The organism is Parendozoicomonas sp. 2304DJ65-17 (assembly GCF_058148445.1).
Genome location: NZ_JBYVJV010000002.1, coordinates 732445 through 751074 on the forward strand (window position 1 = coordinate 732445; position 18630 = coordinate 751074).

An 18630-nucleotide genomic window follows, 5' to 3' on the forward strand; every position below is an offset into this window, starting at 1 on the left:
TCACTTATGGCCTGTTGGAGTTTTGCTTCAACAGGCTTTTTACTTCCTCAAACTCAAATTTCTTTTTAAGTTTCAGTTCCTCCATGACAGCCATTTTTTTTCGGCTATCTCTTTGTAATCGATCCCGTGCCAGAGTTAATGTTTGCCTTAAATCCTCAATGGAAGACTTGTTCTGGAAACGCTCTAAAAAGCCCCAGCTGATTAAGGCGACTACCGCTGCAGCCTGAAGGAGGCGCTTGCCCATATCTAAGTGGTCAGCTGCGGTCAGGTAATACTGGTGAGCAGGTGCAATTCCCTTTAGCATCTTTTGGGTGCTTGAGAAGAATGGAGTAACGACCTGTTTACGCCATACAAGTGTTTTCACTCTTAAGGCAAGAACCCCGTATAGAACGGCGACTCCGGTAGCTATTGATGCTATTTGAGTCATTGAATCAGAAACAGGTAGAGCTGGCAGGGATAGGCTATTCCCACTAAAAAAAGCGACAGCTCCCATGGCTAATGCAGGTGCATGGCCGTGTGCGAACGTGTAACTCAGGTAGTGTTTAATAATGCTATCAACATCGTTTTTATGATTGAGGGCTCGGCCATAGATATGGCTTGGGCTGTAATAGGCAATCATTCCAGAGTGAATGAGTTCCAGGGCAATATCCAGAACGGCAGCTGTTCCAAAAATGAGAAATTTTTCGTTGAAAGAGTTTCCCTTTTCGAGTTTTTGTATTCGGAAACTGAATTTATCGTAATCCCGCTGAAGAGCACTTATTGGCCCGATATCGCCATAAGGTTCTTCCTGGGCTAATCCGCAGGAGGTGGAGATGGATGCAATTACGAATGAAAAAAAGAGAAAAAGAAACCGGATTTGGTGTTTTACATGACCCACTGATGCCCGGCTCCCAAGGCTTGTCGTTGTTAGAAAGCGACAAGCCTAGTGGAATTGAACAAAAGTGCCAGCGAGTGGATTACCCCTCTGCAACAACCTGATCCACAGTGCATTCAAGATGACCTTTGGAGAGGCGAGCCTTGAACTTATCTCCTGGAAAAACCTGAGATGCATCAGTGATAACTTTCTTATCCGCAGTCTGAATAATTGCGTAACCACGCAGAAGGGTCGAAAGGGGGCTGTAGGCATCCAGCTCTGCAATACATGAGGCCAGCTTTTGCTTATGTTTGCTCAGGTTGGCAGAGATTGCCTGTGTTAGGCGCTGATCCAGCTGTCTTTGTAGTGTGCTGAATCTTGCCACGGTGTTGAGTGGTGTGTGCTGGTGAAGCCTTTCCCTGTTGTTCTCCAGGCATGCGGTAACCTTATGCAGGTGAAGCTCCATAGCTTTGCGCAGGCGGATGTCCAGATCATCCAACCTCTGGCTCTGCTCTCGGAGACGTTCTCCGGGGTGGCGAAGGCGGTTGCGTAGATGTGAAAGTTGCTGCTGGTTACTCTGTAAGCGATGACTGATCAGGCGGGTCAACATTTGTTGATAGCCCAATAATGTATTACGCAGTTCTACCTGATCCGGGCTCAATAGTTCCGCGGCGGCTGAGGGCGTTGGTGCCCGATGGTCAGCAGTAAAATCAGCAATGGTGAAATCGACTTCGTGGCCCACAGCGCTGACTACTGGGATTGAGCATTGGGCAATGGCTCGAGCCACTACTTCTTCGTTAAATGGCCATAAATCTTCCATTGAGCCGCCACCACGCCCGGCAATAATGGCATCTACTCCCGGAATCCTCTCAGCAAGTGATAATGCATGCACAATCTGCGGAGCTGCTTCGTTACCTTGAACAGCTGTGGGGATAACCGTGACTTTCAAGGCTGGAAAGCGCCGCTGGAAAACGGTCAGGATGTCCCGGATCGCTGCGCCTGTAGGAGAAGTCACAACGGCCACATGCCTGGGCATAGCCGGCAGAGGCTTTTTGTTTTCAGCATCGAAAAGCCCTTCTCGTGCCAGCCGGTTTTTCAGCTCTTCAAAGGCTCGCTGTAGGGCTCCAGCGCCCGCTTCCTCCATATGTTCAGCAATCAGCTGGTAGTCGCCCCGGCCTTCATAAAGGCTGACTTTGGCGCGAATCAGAACCTGCTGGCCTTCTGCAGGCTGGAAGCGAACTCCCATATTGGCACCACGAAACATGGCGCAGCGCACCTGTGCCCCGGCATCTTTGAGGGTGAAATACCAGTGGCCAGAACGTGGTCGGGCGATATTGGAAAGCTCACCTTCGACCCAGATAGAAGGAAAGGACACCTCAAGCAGCCGTTTGGCCTGACGGTTTAGGTCGCTGACCGAGAGGATTTTTCTCTCGCCGGGTGTTTGAGGAGAATAAGCTAGCGGATCGAAATGATTGTGCATGAGGCACCTGAATAGATTCGGTTCTTGCTCATCCAGGCATTTGCCTGAGGACCCGAGGTGAAGCAATTAAAAGCTTTTACACAGGCAAACCGCGTTATTATCCCTGAAAAAAACAGAAAATATAAGAATTGTCGAGTGGTTTCAGGGGTTTTATAATTGAACGAATTTACCTCGCTCAGCTGTTCTTTTGGTGTTTTCCCAGCGCGATGAGAGCAGTTCTGGTGTATGTTTTATGGTTATCTGTCGGGATGACAGGTGATAAATAGAATGAACACTGGTTTTTACACCCAGCTTTTCCTTAACCGGACGGCAAACAAAAATGTTACGTATCGCTCAAGAAGCCCTCACATTTGATGATGTCCTTCTCGTACCCGGCTACTCGGAAGTTTTGCCCAAGTCGGTGTCCTTGAAAACCCGCCTCACCCGCGGAATTGAATTAAACATTCCTCTGCTGTCTGCTGCAATGGATACTGTTACCGAAGCCCGCCTGGCTATTGCCATGGCTCAGGAAGGTGGCATCGGTATCATCCATAAGAATATGACTCCTGAAGAGCAGGCTGCTGAAGTACGCAAAGTTAAAAAGCATGAAAGCGGTATAGTTCGCGATCCAATCACTATTGAAGCGAACGCGACCATTCGTGAACTGATGGCTTTGCGTCAGCAATATAATATTTCCGGTGTCCCTGTTATTGAACAAGGCAACCTTGTCGGCATTATTACCAGCCGCGATGTGCGCTTTGAAACGGATCTGGATAAGACCGTAACCGCTTTGATGACGCCTTTAGATCGTTTGGTCACTGTTCTGGAAGGAACCAGCCAGACAGAAGTTCAAAGCCTGCTGCAGAAACACCGTATTGAAAAAGTATTGGTGGTTGATAAAAACGGCTCTTTGAAAGGCATGATGACCGTTAAGGATATCCAGAAGAATCAGGACTATCCAAATGCCTGTAAAGACGAAAGCGGAAGCCTTCGTGTTGGTGCCGCTGTAGGTACTGGCCCAGAAACCCCTGATCGTGTTGCTGCTCTGGTTGATGCCGGTGTGGATGTGATTATTGTTGATACTGCCCATGGTCATTCCAAAGGCGTTATTGATCGCGTTGCCTGGGTGAAGAAACACTACCCGAATGTTCAGGTTATTGGTGGTAACATTGCTACTGCCGCTGCTGCCAAGGCGCTGGCCGAAGCTGGCGCAGATGGCGTGAAAGTGGGTATTGGCCCTGGCTCCATCTGCACAACCCGTATTGTAACCGGTATTGGTGTTCCCCAGATTTCCGCTGTTTCGAACGTTGCAGAAGCTCTTAAGGGCACAGGTATCCCTGTAATCGCTGATGGCGGTATCCGTTATTCTGGCGACCTTGCTAAAGCGGTTGTTGCCGGAGCTAACGTGGTGATGATTGGCAGCATGCTGGCGGGCACAGATGAAGCTCCCGGTGAAATCATTCTGTATCAGGGCCGTAGCTACAAGAGCTACCGTGGTATGGGCTCTCTCGGCGCTATGGCGCAGAGTCAGGGTTCCAGTGACCGTTACTTCCAGGATGCTAATGCTGGCGCTGACAAGCTGGTTCCAGAGGGTATTGAAGGTCGTGTACCCTACAAAGGCCCAATTAATGCCATCGTTCATCAGATGATGGGTGGTTTGCGTGCTTCCATGGGCTACACCGGTTCTGCTGATATTGAAACCATGCGTACCCGCCCTGAGTTTGTTCGAGTAACAAATGCCGGTATGCGTGAGTCCCATGTTCACGATGTAACAATTACCAAGGAAGCACCAAATTACAGAGCTGGCTGATAGCTTTGTTTTTGGATGTTAATAAATAGCTGATAAATAACCGACTGCTGTCTTTCACCCGGGCAGCAGTCCTTGCAGGTGTCAGGACGCTCATGAGCCAGGATATTCATTCCCAGCGTATTCTTATTCTCGACTTCGGTTCCCAGTACACCCAGCTGATTGCCCGGCGTGTGCGTGAAATCGGGGTTTATTGTGAAATTCGTGCTTTCGATATGGATGAAGAGTCCATTCGCGAATTTGCCCCCAAAGCTGTGATTCTTTCCGGCGGACCTGAGTCTGTGACCGGAGATGATACACCCCGAGCTCCAGAAGTTGTTTTCAATCTGGGGATTCCTGTACTGGGTATCTGCTATGGCATGCAGACTATGGCCGAACAGCTGGGCGGCAGTGTCAGCACTTCTGACCTGCGTGAGTTTGGCTATGCCAGTGTAAATGTTGGTGAAAATTCAGCCCTTCTGCACGACATTCAGGATCATGTGGCTGATGGTGGCCAGACCAGCCTTGATGTGTGGATGAGCCACGGTGATAAGGTTTCTTCTCTGCCTGAAGGCTTTGCCCGCATGGCCTGGACGGACAGCTGCCCATTCGCTGGTATGGCGGATGAAGAGCGTCGTTTTTACGGTGTTCAGTTCCATCCGGAAGTGACCCACACCAAGCAGGGCGGTCGTATTCTTGAGCGTTTCATCTGTGAAATTGCCGGATGTGAACAGCTCTGGACACCAGCGGGAATTATCGACGATGCCGTTGCCCGTGTGCGTGAACAGGTTGGTAATAAAACAGTTCTGCTTGGGCTCTCCGGAGGCGTGGATTCCAGCGTGGTTGCCGCGTTGCTGCATAAAGCCATTGGCGATCAGCTGGTGTGTGTATTTGTGGATAACGGCCTGCTTCGCAAGAATGAAGGTGATCAGGTTATGGCCATGTTCGCGGAAAACATGGGCGTAAAAGTTATCCGTGCCGATGCGGAAGAGAAATTTCTTTCCCGCCTGCATGGTGTGGAAGATCCAGAGCAGAAGCGCAAGATTATCGGTAATACCTTTATCGAAGTATTTGATGAAGAGTCAAACCGTCTCAATGGTGTGAGCTTCCTCGCTCAGGGTACAATTTATCCTGATGTGATTGAGTCTGCAGCCAGCAAAACCGGTAAGGCTCATGTTATTAAGTCCCACCATAATGTGGGTGGTCTGCCTGATGATATGGCGATGGAACTGGTTGAACCACTGCGTGAGCTGTTTAAGGATGAAGTGCGCAAGATTGGTCTGGAACTGGGGCTGCCTTACGATATGGTTTATCGTCACCCTTTCCCTGGTCCGGGTTTGGGCGTACGGATTCTTGGTGAAGTAAAACGAGAGTACGCAGATATCCTTCGGGAAGCGGATGCAATCTTTATTGAAGAGCTGCATAACGCTGATCTGTACCACAAAACCAGCCAGGCTTTTGCTGTGTTCCTGCCAGTGAAGTCTGTAGGTGTTGTGGGGGATGGTCGTCGCTATGAGTATGTGATTGCTCTGCGGGCTGTTGAAACTATCGACTTTATGACCGCTCGCTGGGCACACCTGCCTTACGAATTCCTGGAAAAGGTTTCCAGTCGGATTATTAATGAGATCGCCCGTATTTCCCGGGTGACTTACGATATTTCCAGTAAGCCTCCTGCCACGATCGAATGGGAATAAACTCCTAACCCTTTCTTGTTATTAAGAAAATGCCGCCAGCAGGAAACTCTGGCGGTTTTTTCTATCTGTATGTATTGCAGGCAGCTTTCTGAATTGTTGCTACATTTCTACCAATGGTTAGTGGGTGTGACAAATTGGTCATTGTGGTAATGACTTATTAGGGTGTGGAATGTGCGTGTTTTGTTGTGTGTCGCATTGTGGGTGTGATTTTTCGTGGGCATAATGCGAGCAGGTTTCGAATGGTAGAGGCGCGAAATTCATCAGTACTCGTTTCTGGAGTGACGTCTAAGAGAATCGAGGAAAGGGGATTTCGCCGAAGCTGGCAGAGAGTCAAAACTGCCGGCTGGGGTGCCACCGAATAGGTGTCACACTGTCACGGTGTTGTTTGGTAGCAGTTGTCAGAAATAACGTGTTATCAGCAGTACATTTGCCATCTGGGCTTGCCTGGGATGTTGTTGTGAAAGCAGCGCACTCGGGGCAACCGTGGAGTGCTACCGAATCTTGAAAGAAACCCTACAGCCGCGTGGTGCGGATGGCCTATGCAGGTTTCTTTCATTTTCGCGCTCCTGATCGTCTAATGTCAGGACGTTACCAGATGAGTGTTTTCTCTGGTTCTGATCCTGCTCTGATAAATAGAGATCAGCAGTATGGAATTAACGAGCTTTTCTTTTTCTCCTCTTTCGCTTCTGGCGCCGGCAGTGGCCATTGGTCTTGCAGTGCTCACCCGCAAAACCCTTCTTTCTCTTGGCGCAGGTATTATTGTTGGCGCCTTACTGCTGACCGGCTTTTCGCCTCTGAATACTGTTCAGTATTTGGTAGATGCCCTGGTTTCCGTGTTCTGGGATGACGGCATCAATACCGGCAGTGTCTTTATTCTTCTGTTCTTGGTCAGCCTTGGCATCATGACCAGCTTTATTTCTCTGGCTGGTGGAACCCGAGCCTTTGGTGACTGGGCAAGAAGAAGAATCAAAACTGCCAAGGGTTCCCAGCTGCTTACAGTGCTTCTTGGTGTCATTATTTTTATCGATGACTACTTCAATGCTCTAGCCGTAGGTAATATTTGTCGCCCCCTGACAGACCGTAACCGGGTTTCCCGAGCCAAGCTGGCTTACCTGATTGATTCAACCGCTGCGCCTGTTTGTGTGATTACACCGGTTTCCAGCTGGGGCGCTTATATCATTGCTCTGATTGGTACGATCTTGGCGACTCATGAAGTGACAGATATTACCGCTTTCTCTGCGTTTGTTTCCATGATTCCCATGAATCTGTACGCCATTTTTGCACTGGCAATGGTGATTGCGGCAGCGGCCATGGATTTGAATGTAGGCCCTATGCGCACCCATGCCGACCGGGCCATACAGGGAGAACTGTTTGATAGTAGCCGTGGTCAGCCTATGGGAGCTACCGAGATTGAAGATACTGGCAAAGGCTCAGTAGCTGATCTGGTTGTACCTGTCGTTGTTCTGGTGCTGTCCACTGTGGTTGCATTGATTGGTACTGGTGCAGAAGCTCTGGCGGCTTCCGGCCAGCCTTTCTCTGTACTGGGCGCCTTTGAGAATACCAATGTTGCTAACTCTCTGTTGTTTGGTGGTTTGGTAGGCTTGATTGTCAGCTTCATTATGCTGGCCCGTCAGCGAGTCGCTGGCAGCCGGGTCATGGATGCCCTGACTGCGGGTGTGAAGTCCATGATGGGAGCTATCTACATTCTGGTCTTCGCCTGGGTGCTGGTGGATGTTATTGGTAATCTGGAAACCGGTAAGTATCTGGCCAGCCTGGTGGGTGATACTATCAGCACGTCCTGGCTTCCTGCGCTGGTGTTCCTGATTGCTGGTGCTATGGCTTTCGCAACCGGAACCAGCTGGGGAACTTTTGGCATTATGCTGCCAATCGCTGGTGATATGGCTGCAGCCACTGACCTGATGCTGATTATGCCAATGATGGGGGCAGTTCTGGCTGGCGCGGTGTTTGGCGATCATTGTTCACCAATCTCAGATACCACAATTCTTTCCTCGACTGGAGCGTCTTGCCACCACATTGACCACGTGATGACACAGCTGCCTTACTGCACCACTGTGGCTGCTATCTGCTTTGTGGGTTATCTGGTCATTGGTACAACTTCTTCTGTTGCTCTTGGCGTTCTAACCAGTGCGGCCCTGTTTGTTCTGGCTCTGTTGGCTTTCCGAAAGCTTTCGCTGATGGGTAAGAAAGTACAGACGCAAACCTTTGCCTGATCAGTTAATCTGACCCAACAATAAAAGCCCGCAATTTTGCGGGCTTTTTGCTTTGCAGTCCTGACGATTTCGGCCGACATTTAAGAAGAGCCAGGCAGGGATGCAGCAGATGAATCTTGATGAGTTAATGACCAAATTCTCAAGAAATAATGGTATTGATAAACCCGAAAATAATAATGGCCGTTACCTTATAGAAATGGAGGGTGTAGATGTTTCCTGCTATGAGGATGGCGGGAAGTATTATCTGTTATCTGATCTTGGGCCTTTGTCCAAGGCAACCGGGCAAAGGCAGAGTGATACCCGCCTGCTGTTGGACAAAAGTCTTGGCCTGATTCGTGACCAGCGCAGCAGTTTGACCTTGGATGAGGCTGAAGGTGTTTATCAGCTTTATCAGCGTCTGCCAACGGATGTGGCTATTGAAGATTTTCAGGAAGCTATAGAAAGCTTTGGTGGCTGCTGCCTTTATTATCAAGGACTCCTTGGGCAAGACTCAATGAGTGGCGGTGCAGTTCCCCCCGCTGGCGGTATGATGATGCCCTGATGGCTCTTTTCGGAACGGTTCTCCCGGCGGATAAAGATGTTCTGGATGGCTATATCAATGGCCTGCGTGAAGCTAACAGCAGTTTTTTGATTTCACTGATTCGTTATTCTGAGTTCTTTGATCAATTTCACCTCTTTGCCGTAGAGGGCGATGTTGAAGCCCGGCAGATATTTTGGGATCAGTGGCTGGAAGCGGAGCAACTGGAGAAAACAGTTCAGGTATTCCCCATCGAACTCCTGCCAGCCAGTTTCTCATCTTCAAATTACGACCTGTTTTACTCGGGTGATCCTTACCTGAGTTACCTTCTGGAATTAAGGGGTGCGTTTGCTTCGCAGCCTTTTTCCATTGTCGGACGTACCCATGCGTTGAGTCAGGATATTACTCTTAGTGCTTGGAAAAGCCTGCTTCTCTCCCCTTCAAAACCTTACGACTCCATTCTATGCAGTAGTCAGGCGTCTCTTGGTGTTGTTGAAAACTTGCTTGAAGAAGCTGGTAATAGGGCTGGAAAAGCATTTCACGGCAGCTTGAAAAAAATTCCTCTGGGTGTGGAGGGTATTGATTCTTCAATAAGCCAAAGCAAGGCACGAGAAGCTCTTGGTTTGCCTGAAGATGGAGTCGTTATTCTGTGCCTGGGAAGACTGTCTCCTGTAGATAAGTCTGACCTTCATCCTCTTCTCAAGGCGTTTGCTGATCTTTATGACCGCTATGATCAGAAAAACTGCTATCTGTATATTTGTGGGCAGGCCAGTGCAGATGATGATTATGTTGTTTCTCTGGTGCACCTTGCAGGTCAGTTAGCGATTGACTCCCGGGTGCTGTTTAACTTTGATTTGGCTCCGGAAGATAAACACCTTGCTTTTAGTGCTGCAGATATATTTGCTTCACTGGCGGACTCTGTGCAGGAGAGTTTTGGTATTGCTCCAGTTGAAGCTATGTCTGCAGGTGTTCCAGTCGTCTTGTCTGATTGGAATGGCTATCGAGAGTTGATTACTCACAATCAGGAAGGTTTGCTAGTACCAACCGTGTGGGGGAATGTCGATGGGCTGATTGCCCCCGGAGCTTATTTTGATCCTGGAAAATCCCAGCTAGCTCAAGCCCAGTCAGTAGCAGTGGATGTTGGTTCACTTTCGGCAAGTCTTAACACACTAGCGAGTGATGCCTCTCTTAGGGCGGAAGTGGGAGCCTGTGGGCAAGAGCGATATAAACAGAAATACGCCTGTGAAAATGTTATTCGCGAGTTTGATTCTATTAGTCGCGAATTGGTTTCACAGGCTCATAAAGATACTGTTCAACCAAGTGGAAAGTTAAAGTCCCTGCATTACGGACGGATTTTCAAAGGCTATGAATCCGTTGAACTTAGCAATGATCAATTATTGAAAACCTCGTTGAATGGTCGTCAGATACTTTCAGGAGTTGTTGCTCCTGTTTGTCTGGATGCTTTGGCAATGATTCTGCCTGTGCAGCACTTGCCCTTTTTATTACAGGTTTTTTTGACCGGTTGTTCTGTTAAAACCGTACGAAGCTCCACAGGTATAGCGCGTGCCCAGGCAGATATGTTGATTCTGTGGGCGCTCAAACACGACCTGTTGGTAAGGCTGAGTTCTCTTGAACCTCCCAGAGATGTATTACAGATCAGGTATCAAAAGAATAGAAATATTAAGGCGGCCCGTGCGTTGAATAATATTTTTCAGCGTGTTCTGGGGAGCCGAGCAGAACTCTCTTTGCTGTTCGGTATTCAGGGAATGCTCAGCACAATAAAACCTTTATCGGAAAAAGGTTATGGGGGAGTGTGTCGTATCTCCTTTAGTTGTGGTGGCAATCTCGTTTACAAATCAGTAGATATGCGATTGGAAGAAGCTCTCGCCAAGAAATCAGGGTTGATTGAGCTTTTCAATGATGGAATAAGCGGTCAGGTTTTTGCGGAGGGCGGCGAGATTCTTACTGGTCAGGATCGAAGGGGGCGATATGGATTTCGCCGCTACCTGACTGGAGATAAGGTTTCACCTTCGACCGATATGCAAATACTGGGTTACTTATCAGCTTTCGTATTGTTAACGGGTATGTCCGATGCGCATCTGGATAATTTTCTGGTTTGTGGAGACAAGATCCATTTTCTTGATACAGAAATGGTGTGTTATCCGGAAGTTCTGGAGCGTTTATGTACTGAGTTAACTGGTGATACTCTTCCGGAAAACTGGTCACAGTCCAGCCTTGCCCTGACTCGCATTGAAATACTCTGGGATGACATTCTGGCTCAAGGATGGATGTCGGAAGATTCTGATGTGGAAGCTGTGACCTCAGGCTTCCAGCAAGGGCTCAGGATATTCCAGAAGAAGGCTGATCAATGGTGTGAAGGTATGCTCCAGCTGGCAGAGTTACCTTGCCGTATTGACCCTGTACCTTTCAACACCGCAGCTCCAATCATTGAACAAGTGAAAACACTGGACTTGAAAGCTCTGAACTCATTGTCAGAGTTAAAATCTGATATTCGTGTTCAGGCCCGCAGAACGCTGCGCCAATTAGGTGATAGGGCAGAGAAGCAAACTGTTGAGCATTTGGTGCAAAGCTGGATGAAAGGGCAGCATCTGGTCGATTATCTTGTGCCTGACCCCAAAGTGAAGGAGCAAATCTGTAACATCTCTGCAGCGATGTCTGACGAGAATACACCTGATTCAAACTTTGATATTGGAGCGTCTTGGTTAGCGGCGCTCTACCGGGAATGGCTTTTGGAAAGGTGTGGCCTTGACTGAATATCAGTGAAGGCCGGGAGCTGCAGGTTTCTTATTGGCGTGCTGGCGAAGTTCAGAAAGAAGGTTTGATGCCAGTGATGCGGCCAGTGTGTCATCGCTATCGGTAATTCCATTCAAACAGCGTTCGCTTTCACTGCTTCTGCCAAGAAGCATCAGCGCCATCCCCATAAATGCCTGAACGGTGGCATTGTCTGGTTCCAGCTTCAGAGCTTTTTTCTCAAGCGTATCGAGAGCTTCCTGATGCATATTCAGGTTCATATAATTCAGGGCAGACCCAATATGAGGTAGAACGCTATCTGGTCTGGCAAGCTCAATGGCATCGAACAGGGCTCTTGCCTGCTTGGAAAAGCCGCCGCTTGTTGCCATAAACCCGATATCGGCCAGGAGTCTGAGTGTTTCTGCGCTTACCATTTTGGGCTTCCCTGCTCAGATGCTTTTAGTCGTTAGTTGATTTTCTGGATGATGCTTTGTCCGGTGTCCTTAATGGACTTGATCACACCACTCTCAAGACTGTACATCATGGTCAGTTTGTTAATTTCCTGCTGGAACTGAATCAAATCCGCCATGTTACTGGGGTCCAGGTTTTCCATTCGAGCTTCAACCTGACTTTCAAAATCTTTCAGCTTGGTATTAAGGCGTGCCGTTGTCTCACTAAAGCTGAGATTCGCACCACCTGCCGCGCCATAGTCTTGTCCTGACATATCCTTCTCCCTTCAGGGTCATAAACCAGTTTAGCTGCTTTAGTCTGGTGAATGATTTAATGCTGTTTTTCTGGCATATGGTGTTTAAACCAGGTCAGTTCTATAACCTTGATTGCATGTTCCATGGCGCCGATCAGGGCTTCGGTGCTGGCAAATTGATCGGGAGAAAGCCCGGAATTCTTCTTGTTCTTCAGTGTTTCTGTATCAGCGTTCAACTGGTCGATCAGCTGACTCTTGTAGGTGCCATCCGCATCAGTTGCCAAGCGGTCTTCCGTGACTGACAGAGAAATAAAATCATTGTCCGCCATTGCCCCCTCCTATGAAGTACTTAATTCGTTCCTGACCTAACTTGAGGGTCAGATATTCCAGATTGATATTTTCAAGTATATATCCGTTTTTCAGCTTCGCCCCCCGCAGATACTTCTCCCCGTTATCAAGGATGACGTAAGGAATCCGCCCTAAGCTGACACTCTTGATTTTCAGCAGAGGCTGCATGGTGGCGAGATCCGTAGCCGGAAGGGTGACATCAATCACCAACTGAGGGCGGTTGCTGTACTTTTCACGGAAATCCTGAACAATTTCCTTCAGGTAATAGCCCTGGGAGGCGTCGCCGAGGCGCCCTTTTAAAATGACTTTTCCAGGAGTTTCCAGCAAACGGATTTTCTGGGAAAGGCCTCTTTCCTTGAGCATGGTACGAAGAGCTTTCAGGCGGGTGACCTGATATTCCACCTGATCGACGATCGAAACCAGACCATGCACTTCCTGCTGTAGAACTTCACGAATGCGAGCCACTTCCTTCGTGTTGGCTGCATAGCCACTGAGAACAAGTGAACCGGGAGTTGTATCCAGCTCAATGCTCATCTGCTTAAAGTCGTACTGTTCCAGAACAGCTGCGGCACTTGCTCGCATTTCATTCATAACAACGGCCTGGAAGGTATAGGGAACCTGTGCATCGTTAAGAGCTTTCTGCAAGCCATCTTTTACGTTGTTGTCTGCGACATAGCCTGAAATGATGACCGAACCATCAGGTAACTTCTTTAGCGACACATCAGGGATATTCATCTGGGTAATGATGGATTCTGCGGTTTGTGCCGGAGTGATGTTTTCAAGGGCTGTCTTCTCGGGATCGGTCATCATCCACAGCCAGAAGAAGCCACCAATCAAAATGGAGAAGAAACCACCTAATGCCATACCACCCAGAACAAAGGGGTGTCGTTTGCACCAGCCAAAGAAATCAAAGCTTACCGAGGTGCTGTTCATGGAGCTGAACAGAGATGAAAGTATTCCCGGTTTACTGCTGGATGTTTTTTCTTTAAGGCCTCTCTCTTCTTCAAGAGCTGAGAGCTCATCTTCATCAACTTGATCGTCAATGACAGGGATATTGTCTTCGAGCACGATCTCTTCAGAAGCGCCGGCAGATTGTGGAGCTGCAGCAGGTTCTGGAGATTGTTGAGGTTGTGGTGTTGAAGTCGCAGGTGGACCTGAAAGACTCAGCTCTGGCCATGGTTGACCAATAGCGCCCACGGCAAAGTAGAGACTGCCAGCCATAACCACAGTATGAGGCTGCAGGGCAAAGCTATCGGGCTGAGGCTCCCCGGAAAGGTAAATGCTCTGCCCTTGAGCCAGATTAGTTACCTGAACTCCTTCAGGGCTGATATTCAGCTCAATATGGCGCTCGGCAAGAGTGTCATCAGTTAAAACGAGGTCGCACTCTTCATGCCGGCCAAGTGTCCAGGTGCCGGAATCAAGGGGTATCTCAGCCCCTACATGGGGGCCGGAAAGAATTTTCAGAGCCCAGACTTCTGCCATTTCCGTTATCCGTAACGCGCTGACGTGGCAAACTATTCCTTAGTTATCGGCTGGGTCATGCTCCTGCTGATAGACCACTCCCGATTAAAAAAGGTTATGTGAGGGAAGTGGATATTTCCACTGGGAATAAAAATTGGTGTTCACAAAGGGAAAGAAGGCTCGCAGAAGCGAGCCTTGGAGAGGAAATTAGAACCGCACCTGCTTGCTGCTGATCTGCTGATACATATCGCCAGTCAGGGGTTGGTAACGCTTTTCTTCCGGAAGCAGGGCCAACACTGGCTCATTGATAGCTTCAATATCAAAAGCTTCTTTTTTCAGGTCGCCTTTCTGGGCTTTGAAGGTTGAGGTGATTTGTTGCTGCTCTCTGATACGCAGGAACAGTGGAATGGCATAGCCTGGCAGTTCGTTGCGAACATAACTGGTGAGGTCGCTCAGGCACAGTTCGGCAATTGTGCAGTCCAGAGTCAGGGCTGCCATTCCTGCGCGGCCATCGGTTCCGGGAACAGTAACCCCGTAAACCACAGCATGTTCAACGCCTGGGAACTTATTCAATACACCTTCAACTTCTGCAGTCGCCACATTCTCCCCCTTCCAGCGGAAGGTATCCCCAAGACGGTCGGCAAAGTCGATATGCATCCAGCCTTGTTTCACAACCAGGTCACCGGTGTTGATAAAGGAGTCGCCCTTCTTGAAAACATTGCGGAACAACTTGTTCTCTGTGGCATCGTCAGATGTGTAACCGTCGAATGGGCTTTTATCCGTCACCTTGGCAAGCAGCAGGCCTTTTTCACCGGTCTTAACCTTGATCATGTGACCTTTCTTGTTAAGAAACGGCTTATCGTTTTCCACATCCCATTTGATGATGGCGTGTGGGAGTGGGCAACAGCCGGTTGTGCAGTCCAGATTCATAGCGTTGGTAAACAGCAGGTTCACCTCGCTGGCACCATAAAACTCATTAATATGTTTGATGCCAAAGCGTTGCTTGAACTCCATCCAGATATCGGGTCTCAGACCATTACCGAGAATAACTCTGACGTTGTTTACGCTGTCATCAGGCTGCTCTGGCTGGTTGTAGAGATAGCGGCACAGTTCACCGATATAGCAGAAGGCTGTGGCCTGGTATTTTCGAACATCCTGCCAGAATCTGGAAACACTGAACTTTCTGGCAATGGCCAGACATGCTCCATTTCCCAGAACCGCTGAAAGGGTCAGGGTCAGGGCATTGTTGTGGTAGAGAGGCAATGAGCAATAGAAAACATCATCTTCACGGATACGCATGGATGCCATACCGATACCTGCCATTGCCTTGAACCAGCGATAGTGGCTCATGATGGAGGCTTTGGGCATGCCGGTGGTTCCAGAGGTGAAAACGTAGAAGGCTCTTTGGTGCAGCTGAATGTTTTCAGTTGTGCCCGGGTTTTCGTCAGATTCCTTCTTCGCTTCCTGAACCAGATCCTTGTAATGCCCTGGAGCAGGAGTATTGCTGTTATCAGCAACAAACCAAAGATTTATGGCCACTTCTTCAGGAAGCTTTTCATGTACTTCATCAATGGCGTGAGTCAGCTCTTCACCCACAACAATGGCGCTGGGGGAAGTGATGCGCACACTATGCAGTAATATTTCCTGACGCTGGCTGGTATTCATCATGGTGGCTATGCCACCCAGCTTGAGTGTGGCAAGAGCGGTAAGAAGCAGCTCTGTTCTGTTCTCCAGTAACAGGCCAACAACATCCCCTGTGCCGATCCCGTTTTTCTGAAGAGTGTGAGCTATACGGTTTATTTCCCGGTTAGCTTCATCGTACGTCAGGGTGCGGGTTTCATCCCTCAGGAATGGCCGGTTCGGGAAGCGCTGCGCCTGTTGCTCCATAATTAAGCCAACAGACTTCTTTTGTGTTGGCTTCAGAGTAGCGAGATGGAAGAGACCCTTCGCGATTTTGGGAATATCTCCAATCAACCCAAACTGGGATCTGAAAATATTAAATAGGCTGACATGTCTCGGGGCCATTTTGGCGGCCGTTGTTTTTATTGTTGTCATGAGCGTTAACCTGTTACATCGTGAGTGAATAAATAGTTACTTACTTCAATTCAGCCGACGTTTTGTCCAGCACTCGCCTGGCAATTATCAGCTTTTGTATCTGTTGTGTCCCCTCAAAAATGTCAAGAATCTTGGAGTCTCTTGCCCATTTTTCCAGTAATTCGTCTTCCAGATAGCCACTGGTGCCACATAGAGCTGCACAATCAAGTGTGATCTTATTGGCTACGCGACCAGCTTTGGCTTTCGCCATAGAGGCTTCTTTGGAGTTTGGCTGGCCGTTATCTGCCATCCATGCAGCTTTCAGGGTCAGTAATCTTGCCGATTCGAGATTGGCTTCCATATCCAATAGTGCTGCTTCGATTGCACTTTGATCCTGACTGGGCTTGGTATAAGAAAGCTTATTGTTAAGCAGAAGTTCACGACTTCGCTCCAGTGATGCTCTGGCAACACCCACGGCCATGGCAGCAACAACGGGGCGAGTATTGTCGAAAGTTTGCATCACTCCGCCAAAACCTTTCTGGGTGTCGATTTCTGGATTTCCCAAAAGGTTAGATTTCGGGATGCGGCAGTCGGTGAAGTTAATGGCTGCTGTGTCCGAAGCTTTGATGCCAAGCTTTTTCTCAAGGCGGACAACTTCCATACCGGGGGTGCCTTTTTCAACAACGAAGGATTTTATTGCCGCACGGCCAAGAGAGAGATCAAGGCTGGCCCATACAACTACGGCTTCCGCGCGTTCACCGCTGGTGACATAAATTTTTTCACCGTTGAGAATATATTCATCGCCATCCTCAATCGCAGTGGTTCGAATGGCAGCAGAGTCGGAACCTGCTGAAGGCTCGGTGATCGCCATGGCTGACCACTTGTGACCAAAGCGGGCCATTTGTTCATCGTTGGCGACTGCGGCAATTGCTGCATTACCCAAACCTTGGCGGGGAAGACTGAGAGCTAACCCGGTATCGCCCCAGCACAACTCTGTCAGGCCAAGAACGGTAGACATATTTGTACCGTTACGAACACCTTCGCCGTGTTGTTGCTGGCTGAGTTTGCCTGCTCCGGCAGCGCCACCAGTGGCATCGTTCATGGCATCGAGAAGTGATGCCAGCATATCCAGCTCTACCGGGTAGGTATGTTCAGCCCGGTCATATTTGCGGGAAATAGGGCGGAAGACTGCCTGGGCAACCTGGTTGGCCTGATTAATCAGGCCTTTGAATTTTTTGGGAACTTCCAGATACATTGTATTTATTCTCTACCTTTCCGTTCTAAACAATCAGACTGCCAGCAAGCAGAGGAATAGCACGTAAATCCCGATACCAGCGCTCAACAGGATGTTCCTGAATAAAGCCGTGACCACCAAGAAGCTGAACACCATCGGTGCCTATCTCCATACCTTTCGTACAGCACAGATGATGAGCCAGACGTGCTTCCCGAGTGCAGATGTCGCCACGTTCAGCCCGGCTTGCTGCCCGGGTTGTGAGCAGGCGCATGCCTTCCAGCTCTGTGGCGATATCAGCAATCATAAAGGCAACAGACTGGCGGTGACTGATTGGCTCGCCAAAGGCTTCACGCTCATTGCAATATGGGACTGTGTAATCAAGAACAGCCTGAGATGTTCCGCAAGCTAGTGCTGACGCAGCTATCTGGCTGAGGGAGAGCCACTGCTGGAAACTAAATCCGTTGGCATTCAATCGGTGATCTTTGGGAATGTCGACATTCTTAAGAGTTAGTGTGCCAGTGTCTGCACTGTGCAAACCCATTGCCGGAGTCGGAGATGCTGTTAGTCCTCTGCTGTTTCTGGGAACAAGGAATAAACCATTCTCTTTTGTTGAAAGGGCAGCAGTTACCAAGAAGAACTCAGCAGTGGTACTCAGTGCAACAAGGGTTTTGGTTCCATTAAGTCGGTAGCCGGATGATTTTGTTTTGGCTTTACAGTTCAGAGTGGATTGCGCTTGAGCTGCGCCTGGTTCCTGATGAGCCAGAGTTCCTTGAATGCGCCCGCTTTCTGCCAGTTTGTCCAACCACACTTTTTTCAGGGATGGTTGCCCCCAACGGGTAATACACAGTGCTGCGGAAACTGGGGAGAGTAAAGCTAATGCCTGCCCCATATCACCGCGGGCAAGCTCTTCGGTGAGCAGCTGCCAGGTTTCCGAAGCGTGAGCCATATCCATGCCTTCATAGGATTCTGGCAACACGAAATATCCCATTCCCAGCTCATCACTTTCCTGCCAAATCTGTTCGCTAGGCTGGCGAGACTCAGCTGCAGCTTCTGCGTTCTCACGCAGACTTTCTGCCAATCTTGCAGCGTTATCCCGAATCATAAGCTGTTCGTCTGAAAGGTTCAGATCAAACAGAAGTGAACGTGATTGTTTATTTTTTTGTGGAATAGAACCTGAGTTACTTTTGCGTTTTTCCTTGAGGGTTTCCTGTCCTTTGATAAGAGCAGTAAAACCCTGCTTTGTTACTGTATAAGCCAACTTCTCTGCAGGTTTTCTCAGCCCCAGACGACTGACTACAGGGGAGCCTGCAAACCGGTTTGTAAGAGACAGGGCAAAGCCAATAGCATTCATAAGTAGGCGTGTTTCTGTTTTTTATTGGTAAAAATACGAACAATCTTAGAATTAATGCTTAATTGTCGCTATCATACGCACGTCGTTTGTCAGCCCATTAGGCTGGCAGACAGTCAGGGGGCAACCAATGACTGCCGGGCAGGGGGATGTTGGCGCTGGTGTCAATCACTTAATCAGTGATGTCAGGGCTGGCATAGATCTCGTTTGG

Annotated in this window: 14 protein-coding genes and 1 riboswitch; of the genes, 5 read left to right on the top strand and 9 right to left on the bottom strand. The window is 49.0% G+C overall.

Annotation, left to right across the window (positions count from 1 at the left end; genetic code table 11):
* Positions 1–4: 4 nt before the first annotated feature.
* A complete protein-coding gene (locus ACY2RR_RS08300) occupies positions 5–877 on the bottom strand; it encodes a hypothetical protein (RefSeq protein WP_490107675.1) in 873 nt (290 codons plus the stop codon).
* 79 nt (positions 878–956) lie between these two features.
* Positions 957–2333: an exodeoxyribonuclease VII large subunit gene (gene xseA / locus ACY2RR_RS08305; protein WP_490107676.1), complete on the bottom strand. Its 1377-nt coding sequence runs from the start codon at positions 2331–2333 to the stop codon at positions 957–959.
* Positions 2334–2652: 319 nt separating this feature from the next.
* Between xseA and guaB the strand changes: the two genes are divergently transcribed.
* From guaB to ACY2RR_RS08330, 5 genes are all read left to right on the top strand, one after another.
* Positions 2653–4122, top strand: coding sequence for an IMP dehydrogenase (gene guaB, locus ACY2RR_RS08310; protein ID WP_490107677.1), 1470 nt, complete (start codon positions 2653–2655; stop codon positions 4120–4122).
* A 92-nt stretch (positions 4123–4214) separates the two neighbouring features.
* A complete protein-coding gene (gene guaA, locus ACY2RR_RS08315; protein ID WP_490107678.1) occupies positions 4215–5792 on the top strand; it encodes a glutamine-hydrolyzing GMP synthase in 1578 nt (525 codons plus the stop codon).
* A gap of 235 nt (positions 5793–6027) precedes the next feature.
* Positions 6028–6294: riboswitch (Lysine riboswitch) on the top strand.
* A 145-nt stretch (positions 6295–6439) separates the two neighbouring features.
* Positions 6440–8023 (top strand): Na+/H+ antiporter NhaC family protein, encoded by a 1584-nt coding sequence (locus ACY2RR_RS08320; RefSeq protein ID WP_490107679.1) that lies wholly within the window; start codon positions 6440–6442, stop codon positions 8021–8023.
* A gap of 109 nt (positions 8024–8132) precedes the next feature.
* Positions 8133–8564 (top strand): hypothetical protein, encoded by a 432-nt coding sequence (locus tag ACY2RR_RS08325; protein WP_490107680.1) that lies wholly within the window; start codon positions 8133–8135, stop codon positions 8562–8564.
* The gene (locus ACY2RR_RS08330; protein WP_490107681.1) at positions 8564–11314 is read left to right on the top strand and encodes a glycosyltransferase family 4 protein; all 2751 of its coding nucleotides are present in this window, start codon (positions 8564–8566) and stop codon (positions 11312–11314) included. The genes ACY2RR_RS08325 and ACY2RR_RS08330 overlap by 1 nt, the downstream gene beginning before the upstream one ends.
* 3 nt (positions 11315–11317) lie before the next feature.
* Here ACY2RR_RS08330 and ACY2RR_RS08335 read toward each other — a convergent pair whose 3' ends face one another.
* The 7 genes from ACY2RR_RS08335 to ACY2RR_RS08365 form a co-directional block, all read right to left on the bottom strand.
* The gene (locus tag ACY2RR_RS08335) at positions 11318–11725 is read right to left on the bottom strand and encodes a tetratricopeptide repeat protein (protein WP_281646234.1); all 408 of its coding nucleotides are present in this window, start codon (positions 11723–11725) and stop codon (positions 11318–11320) included.
* 32 nt (positions 11726–11757) lie between these two features.
* Positions 11758–12015, bottom strand: coding sequence for an EscF/YscF/HrpA family type III secretion system needle major subunit (locus ACY2RR_RS08340; protein ID WP_490107682.1), 258 nt, complete (start codon positions 12013–12015; stop codon positions 11758–11760).
* Positions 12016–12071: 56 nt separating this feature from the next.
* The gene (locus tag ACY2RR_RS08345) at positions 12072–12323 is read right to left on the bottom strand and encodes an EscE/YscE/SsaE family type III secretion system needle protein co-chaperone (protein WP_490107683.1); all 252 of its coding nucleotides are present in this window, start codon (positions 12321–12323) and stop codon (positions 12072–12074) included.
* Complete coding sequence (gene sctD / locus ACY2RR_RS08350; RefSeq protein ID WP_490107684.1) at positions 12310–13824, bottom strand: type III secretion system inner membrane ring subunit SctD; 1515 nt, start codon at positions 13822–13824, stop codon at positions 12310–12312. The genes ACY2RR_RS08345 and sctD overlap by 14 nt, the downstream gene beginning before the upstream one ends.
* A gap of 186 nt (positions 13825–14010) precedes the next feature.
* Entirely contained in the window at positions 14011–15858 is a 1848-nt protein-coding gene (locus tag ACY2RR_RS08355) for a long-chain-acyl-CoA synthetase (protein ID WP_490107685.1), read from the bottom strand.
* 40 nt (positions 15859–15898) lie between these two features.
* Positions 15899–17092, bottom strand: a complete 1194-nt coding sequence (locus tag ACY2RR_RS08360; protein ID WP_490107686.1) for an acyl-CoA dehydrogenase family protein — start codon at positions 17090–17092, stop codon at positions 15899–15901.
* 25 nt (positions 17093–17117) lie between these two features.
* A complete protein-coding gene (locus tag ACY2RR_RS08365) occupies positions 17118–18422 on the bottom strand; it encodes an acyl-CoA dehydrogenase family protein (RefSeq protein ID WP_490107687.1) in 1305 nt (434 codons plus the stop codon).
* Between the last annotated feature and the right edge of the window lie 208 nt (positions 18423–18630).

Coding starts and splice junctions, on each gene's coding strand:
- xseA (WP_490107676.1), bottom strand. CDS start 2,333: ATGCACAATCATTTCGATCCGCTAGCTTATTCTCCTCAAACACCCGGC.
- guaB (WP_490107677.1), top strand. CDS start 2,653: ATGTTACGTATCGCTCAAGAAGCCCTCACATTTGATGATGTCCTTCTC.
- guaA (WP_490107678.1), top strand. CDS start 4,215: ATGAGCCAGGATATTCATTCCCAGCGTATTCTTATTCTCGACTTCGGT.
- ACY2RR_RS08320 (WP_490107679.1), top strand. CDS start 6,440: ATGGAATTAACGAGCTTTTCTTTTTCTCCTCTTTCGCTTCTGGCGCCG.
- ACY2RR_RS08325 (WP_490107680.1), top strand. CDS start 8,133: ATGAATCTTGATGAGTTAATGACCAAATTCTCAAGAAATAATGGTATT.
- ACY2RR_RS08330 (WP_490107681.1), top strand. CDS start 8,564: ATGGCTCTTTTCGGAACGGTTCTCCCGGCGGATAAAGATGTTCTGGAT.
- ACY2RR_RS08335 (WP_281646234.1), bottom strand. CDS start 11,725: ATGGTAAGCGCAGAAACACTCAGACTCCTGGCCGATATCGGGTTTATG.
- ACY2RR_RS08340 (WP_490107682.1), bottom strand. CDS start 12,015: ATGTCAGGACAAGACTATGGCGCGGCAGGTGGTGCGAATCTCAGCTTT.
- ACY2RR_RS08345 (WP_490107683.1), bottom strand. CDS start 12,323: ATGGCGGACAATGATTTTATTTCTCTGTCAGTCACGGAAGACCGCTTG.
- sctD (WP_490107684.1), bottom strand. CDS start 13,824: ATGGCAGAAGTCTGGGCTCTGAAAATTCTTTCCGGCCCCCATGTAGGG.
- ACY2RR_RS08355 (WP_490107685.1), bottom strand. CDS start 15,858: ATGACAACAATAAAAACAACGGCCGCCAAAATGGCCCCGAGACATGTC.
- ACY2RR_RS08360 (WP_490107686.1), bottom strand. CDS start 17,092: ATGTATCTGGAAGTTCCCAAAAAATTCAAAGGCCTGATTAATCAGGCC.
- ACY2RR_RS08365 (WP_490107687.1), bottom strand. CDS start 18,422: ATGAATGCTATTGGCTTTGCCCTGTCTCTTACAAACCGGTTTGCAGGC.